The organism is Pseudocitrobacter sp. CD920760 (genome assembly GCF_057782505.1).
The window spans coordinates 1-2,929 of record NZ_JBWXSY010000007.1 but is presented as its reverse complement, the minus strand read 5'-3'; the positions used below and the strand labels follow the sequence as shown (position 1 = coordinate 2,929).

The 2,929-nt window shown below is 31.3% G+C and carries 3 protein-coding genes; all 3 read right to left on the bottom strand.

Features of this window, described 5'->3' with window-relative positions; translation table 11 throughout:
• The coding region (locus AC1MKH_RS25990) for a hypothetical protein (RefSeq protein WP_488452279.1) at positions 1-542 on the bottom strand (542 nt) is incomplete at its 3' end.
• A 489-nt stretch (positions 543-1,031) separates the two neighbouring features.
• Positions 1,032-1,766, bottom strand: a complete 735-nt coding sequence (locus AC1MKH_RS25985) for a site-specific integrase (RefSeq protein ID WP_411305440.1) — start codon at positions 1,764-1,766, stop codon at positions 1,032-1,034.
• A gap of 3 nt (positions 1,767-1,769) precedes the next feature.
• Entirely contained in the window at positions 1,770-2,501 is a 732-nt protein-coding gene (locus AC1MKH_RS25980) for a 3'-5' exonuclease (protein WP_327622033.1), read from the bottom strand.
• Positions 2,502-2,929: the final 428 nt, after the last annotated feature.

Sequence of the window (2,929 nt, the reverse complement as noted above, 5' to 3'; positions counted from 1 at the left end):
TCTTCTTCTTTAATTTTAATTTCTTTAACAAATCTTGCACGATCGCCATTGAAAATGATCGCCGGGTTAATATAAAAAATGTATCTTTTTACAGATTTTGCGATCATTTTCTTTTCTAATAATTCTTTTAAACCTCTATAGTAGACAGCTTTTGAAATTGCTGACTCGTATTTTTCAGCTTCTTCTTTTGCTGTTTCGAAATTTAAATAAATTTCGTCACCGCCTATCTGTTTTTGATACAAACCCATAATTATGAAAAACAATTTAAATCCGGTTTGAGACAAATCAAAATAGAATTTGATTTGTCCTGTAAAAATTTTTAAAAATTCTTCCCTATCAACTTCTTGAATTTGTGATATTGTTGTTGTGAAAACCCCCTCTTCTGTTTCTACTTCTGAACCCCGATCAACAGTTAGTTTTTTCTTTTTAGTATCAATAGACATATTGAAAACAAACGGGTTCTTTTTATGTTCGATCTCACTATCGTTTTCAATATTAGTTTTTTCTTTGTGTAAAATTTCTACATTGTTTTTCTTTGTCATATACAAACCCTCTCTGTTTAAAAAATAACCGAAAAAATTCTCACTCGGTGAGACTCTTCTTCTCATTTTTTAACAGATTTTTGAGACTAGTCAAGAAAACACATTGGATTTATTCTCATTTTTTACAAAAAAAATGAGACAAAAAGTCACAATATCGAGACATTTAGTCACTGTAGAGAGAATTTTTTCTCTCCTGAGAGAATTTTTTTTCTCTATAGAGACTAGACATCCAGTGTTTATGCGGGTTACGAGACATATAAGAATATAAGAAATATAAGATCTAAGAGGCTTTGCTTAGCTCTGAGTAAAATTTTTATCGGCATTGTGATAACTGGGCTTCGCAATAGAAAACCAAAAACCATCTGGAAAACCATCCCAGTTACCCCGATTCCGGGGCCCTGCTTCGCAATATGGAGGATTTTGCTATAAAAACCGTCCTGGCCGGACGGGCCAACCCTTCAAAGCCATCAGGCGAAGCCTGACAGCTTTTCAGCGTTTTAATCGACGGACGGGAGGTGGACTTGCTACATCTGGAGGGGTGGAAATAGCCGCGATTTTTGCGGCTGTCTGCTGTTTACTGGCAATCTTGAAACGAAGCAATCTATCGCCCCCACGGGGCTTGGAGCTTGTTTCAACATCTGTAATGTCGTCAAATCCACCTTTGCTTTTTTTGTTCTTTCTACCGTAGCTTTGTTGTGATCTGATCGAGGCATGGCCCATGATTTTTGCTATTTCTTCTGTATCAAATTTTCCTGAGTTTTTTAATTCTGTTGCTTTTGCATGTCTAAAACTATATGCAGAAACATGATGTTTTTTTCGGGGCCATAGTTTTTTACTTATTTTTGTAATGTATCCGGAAAACGCTTTTGCACTTTCAGTTTTAACTTTTAAATCATAAGCACCAGGGTTTTTTTCAAAAATATCAATAATAGGTTTGTAATATTGAAGATTTTTTTCTGTGACTTTTACTGTAACTTCTCTAATTCTAATTCCTCTTTTTTGCTGATAATTAAGTTTAGAACCAACAATTTTAAATCTTAACTTATTATTTTTACTATCAAAATTTACTCTTATACCGGTTTCGATTTCGTCAGGTCTACATCCTGTTGCATATAATGCAATAAGGCCAGGGGCGCATTTTAGATTGTGCGATATCGCATAATCTAAAATACTCTCTCTAAAATCTTCGTTTAGTTTTTTTATATTTCTTTTTGAATTACCCATTTTTTACTCTTCTATTATTTCAAAAAATTCAGGTTTGAAATCTCTCATATTTTCTATAACTTTCAATGTTAAATAACAATCAATAGCAGAGTTATGTAATTCTAAATTAGAAGTTTCAATATTAAAATAATTCGCTGCATATTCAAGAGTTTTCCACTGATACCCTCCAAAGTACTCATTAAAATCACCATAGAGAAAAGCGAAATCTTTCATTACGCAATGAGATCTAAACTCTACATTGTCAAAATCATTATTTTCTTTATATTTATATTTCGCAAAATTTAGAGATCTATATATTGTTGATAAATCAAAATCTTCATTATATATAAATATTTGTTTGTTTTTATTTTCTTCGCTATTTATTATTTTTAAAAAATCTTCATATATAGAAATTATATTTCTACTATTTTTAATCATTTCGTTTGAAATATTATGAATTGATTCTGCTTTTTTAGAGATTTTCTGCACAGTTGGTTTGCATAATTCATTAATCAATATATTATTTTTTTCGTCAATTAATGAAAAGCTAACGACTTCACCTTGTAGATCTGTTGTTTCTGTGTCTAAAACGAAAAAACCATCTTTTGTAAGCTCTTGATATTTATCAATAATTATCTTGCTTCTTTCTCGTCTTTCATTATTTTCTTTTTTTAAGACATCATTAAAAATGCTAAAATCTTCAATTGTATAAATTTCTGTTTCTTCGCCGTTAATAATAACTTTTTCTTTTTCCATATTTCACCTCATTATTGTTTTTACCATTGTTAACATCAAAATCCGGAAATTTCAAAAATTCGCTTTGCTCAAATTTGAAATACCGTAAAACCCAAACCATCCCCCCATTATTTAAATTTTTCGCGTTGCTTCAAAATTCAAACAATGACCCCCGGTTGGGGGTGGCATAATTTCGGGTAATAAAAAACTTACCCTTCATAATGCCTTGTTGTTCCACCCCAAAATCGGGGTAGAAACAACAAAAGATAATATAGATATAACCGGGTTGAAATTAATGTCAATATCTCAAATGTGGAGAAAATGAGAATAAAAAAATCCCTTAGAAAATAGAATTTTTTTCTATTTTTTAAGGGATTTGGCCCGTCCGGCGAGGACGGTTTTAAGCATATTTTGAGCGAAGAATTTTTAAATTTTCTTCTTGTTGTTTT